This window comes from Thermodesulfobacteriota bacterium, assembly GCA_036482575.1.
Classification (GTDB): domain Bacteria; phylum Desulfobacterota; class GWC2-55-46; order GWC2-55-46; family JAUVFY01; genus JAZGJJ01.
The window spans coordinates 1-3,102 of sequence record JAZGJJ010000156.1 but is presented as its reverse complement, the minus strand read 5'-3'; the positions used below and the strand labels follow the sequence as shown (position 1 = coordinate 3,102).

General features: G+C 58.2%; 4 protein-coding genes. All 4 read left to right on the top strand.

All coding sequences use genetic code 11. From position 1 onward, the window contains the following. The coding region (locus V3W31_06935; GenBank protein ID MEE9614673.1) for a DHHA1 domain-containing protein at window positions 1-612 on the top strand (612 nt) is incomplete at its 5' end. A gap of 95 nt (window positions 613-707) precedes the next feature. Beyond that, on the top strand, window positions 708-1,793 hold the full coding sequence (locus tag V3W31_06930) for a deoxyhypusine synthase family protein (protein ID MEE9614672.1): 1,086 nt from the start codon (window positions 708-710) through the stop codon (window positions 1,791-1,793). Continuing rightward, window positions 1,784-2,713, top strand: coding sequence for an agmatinase (gene speB, locus V3W31_06925; GenBank protein MEE9614671.1), 930 nt, complete (start codon window positions 1,784-1,786; stop codon window positions 2,711-2,713). The genes V3W31_06930 and speB overlap by 10 nt, the downstream gene beginning before the upstream one ends. Before the next feature lie 45 nt (window positions 2,714-2,758). Further along, on the top strand, window positions 2,759-3,102 hold a 344-nt coding region (locus V3W31_06920), incomplete at its 3' end, for an arginine decarboxylase, pyruvoyl-dependent (protein ID MEE9614670.1).

Sequence of the window (3,102 nt, the reverse complement as noted above, 5' to 3'; positions counted from 1 at the left end):
GTCGGCATCGTGGCCTCGAGGCTCGCCGAACGCTTTACAAGGCCCACGGCCATGATAGCAGTGGACGAGGGGGCCGGGGTCGGCAGGGGTTCCGTAAGGGGGATAAAGGGTATAGACGTGCTCGAAGGGCTTAAGGCCGCCGCCGGGTTCCTTGAAAGGTACGGCGGGCACAAGGCCGCGGCCGGGCTCACCGTTAAAAAGGAGAATATCGAGGGTTTCGTTAACGCCTTCGTCGCTTACTTCACGGCGAACCTGACCGACGACGACCTGGTGCCCGAGGTGGAGCTCGATGCCTTCGTAACCCTCGAAGAGATTGACTCGAGGGCCATAACGGAGATTCAAAGGCTCTCCCCCTTCGGCCGCGCGAACCGCCAGCCGCTTCTCGGGGCAAGGGATGCGCACGTCATCGCAACCGAGGTCGTCGGCAAGGGACACCTGAAGCTGACGGTAAAGCAGGACGGCTGCAGAAGGCGCGCAATAGGGTTCGGTCTCGGTGACCTGCACCCGGTAAAGGGCGGGGGCTTCGACATCGCCTTCTACCCCTACATGGACAACTGGAGAGGCACGAGGAACATCCAGCTCAAGGTAAAGGACCTCCGGCCGTCCGATTGATTCTCTTAACGGCCGTAGCAACTTTAATTTTAAAATCGTTTTGCGGGAGTTAAATTCCTTGACAGGCAGGATAAAAAAAAATAAATTAGACAGTTATGAAAAATAAGAAACCGAAACGCATAAAGGTCGGCTTCGACGTGTTCGACCTGGAGAAGAGAAAAAAGTACATAAAGAAGCCCGTAAGGCCCGTTACGGTCGAACCCCGGGGGGACGTATCCGAACTCTTGAAAAGGATGGGGGATACGGCCTTCCAGGGGAAGAACCTCTCACAGGCTGCCGACGTGTGGGAGGAGATGCTAAGGAGAAGGTGCACGGTATTCATGGGGCTCGCCGGCGCCATGGTCCCCGCGGGCATGAGGAACATTATCGTCCACCTCATAAAAAAAAGGTACATCGACTGCCTCGTCTCGACCGGGGCGAACCTCTTCCACGACATACACGAAACACTGGGACGGTTCCACTGGCAGGGGAGCCACACGGTGGACGACGGGGAGCTGAAGGACTCGGGCATAGACCGCATGTACGATGTCTATGCGATAGAGGAGGAGTTCAACTCTTCGGACGAGTACATCTATAAGTTTTCCATGGGCCTCGAAAGGCGCCCTTACACGACGAGGGAGTACTTTTATCTCCTCGGCAGGGACCTGGCGAAAAGAAGGAAGACCGACGGGATACTGACGGCCGCCTTTGAGGCGGGTGTGCATGTGTACTGCCCCGCTATAGCGGATTCATCCATAGGCATAGCCGTGGCCCTGGCCGACGGACGGGACTACCCTCTCTTCGACGTTATAGGGGACGTAAAGGAGACGGCCGAGCTCGCCTCACGGGCGAGGACCTCGGGCGTTATATTCTTCGGCGGCGGCACGCCCAAGAACTTCATACAGCAGGCCGAGGTAACGGCCAACATGATGGGTAAGCCCGCCCCGGGCCACAAGTACGCCATACAGGTAACGGCCGATTCACCTCACTGGGGGGGCCTTAGCGGGTGCACCTTCGAGGAGGCGCAGTCCTGGGGGAAGATAGCGAAGAAGTCAAGGCGGGTGAGCGTTGCCTGCGATACGACCATCGCCCTGCCCATAATAGCCACGGCGCTTGCGCAGAGGATGAGGGGTTTTAAAAGGGTTCTTCCGAAGATGGACCTCAAGAACTCTTACAGGATAAAAAAGAGGATATGGGATTAGGGCAGCGGCAAAACTTCGGCGGGCTCGAAGGGCCGGAGTACGAGACCCCGGAGTACGAGACCAAAGAGGTCCGGTTCTCGGTTCTGCCCGTACCCTACGACCTTACGGCAACCTATGTAAGCGGCGCGAGGAACGGGCCGCGGGCGCTCCTCGAGGCGTCAGCCAATATGGAGCTCTATGACGAGGAGCTCGGCGGCGAGCCCTGGAGGGCCGGCATCCGGACCCTGCCCCTTCTCGACGTTACAACGCTTAAGCCCGAGGAGATGGTAAAAAGGGTCCGGGGCGCCGTGGCGGAGATAATAAAAGGGGGCAAGCGGGGCAGGGGGGCCAAGGGGAGCACGCTCCCGGTCGTAATAGGCGGCGAGCACTCTGTAACCATAGGGGCCGTTATGGCCGTGAAGGACGCCTATCCGGAGCTGTGCGTTTTGCAGCTCGACGCCCATGCGGACTTGAGAGACAGCTACCAGGAGAGCCCCTTCAGCCACGCCTGCGTGGCGCGGCGGATAAGCGAGTTCTGCCCGCTCGTGCAGGTGGGCACGAGGAGCCTTTCGGCAGGCGAGGCGGAGTTTTTAAAAAAGGAAAAGCCCGAGATAAAGACCTGCTACGCCGCGGATATTATAAAGGGGTTGTCACTTGACGAGGTCGCTGACGACCTCCCCGAAGAGGTCTTCGTAACTATCGACCTGGACGTCTTCGACCCTTCCGTGATGCCCGCTACGGGCACACCCGAGCCGGGCGGGCTTGGCTGGTACGACGTGCTGGGGTTTTTAAGAAGAGTCGCTTTGAGGCGGAGCGTCGTGGGCTTCGACGTAGTGGAGCTCTGCCCCATCGAGGGTAACGTGGCCCCGGACTTTTTAGCGGCAAGGCTTGTGTATAAGTTAATGGGATACATAAACGAGGGCATCGATGCGCGGAAGTAAGACGCGTATAAAAGTAACTTAGGAGGTAGAAAAATTACTACCAACGTGCCAAAACGGATATTTTTTACCAGAGGGGTCGGAATCCACAGGGAGGAGCTCCATTCGTTCGAGCTGGCGCTTAGGGACGCCGGGATAGAGAAGTTCAACCTCGTAAGCGTCTCGAGCATATTCCCCCCGGGGTGCAAGATAATCCCCAGGGTCCAGGGGTTGAAGATCCTTTCGACGGGCCAGATAGTTTACTGTGTTTTGAGCAAGCTATCGAGCAACGAGCCCAGGAGGCTTCTCGCCGCTTCGGTGGGGTGCGCCATACCCAATGACAAGAAGCTTTACGGCTACCTGAGCGAGCACCACGCTTACGGCCAGAGCGACAGGGTCGCCGGCGATTACGC

Bases quoted from the DNA above. Each gene is read 5' to 3' on its own strand.
- V3W31_06930 (MEE9614672.1), top strand. From the start codon at position 708: ATGAAAAATAAGAAACCGAAACGCATAAAGGTCGGCTTCGACGTGTTC.
- speB (MEE9614671.1), top strand. From the start codon at position 1,784: ATGGGATTAGGGCAGCGGCAAAACTTCGGCGGGCTCGAAGGGCCGGAG.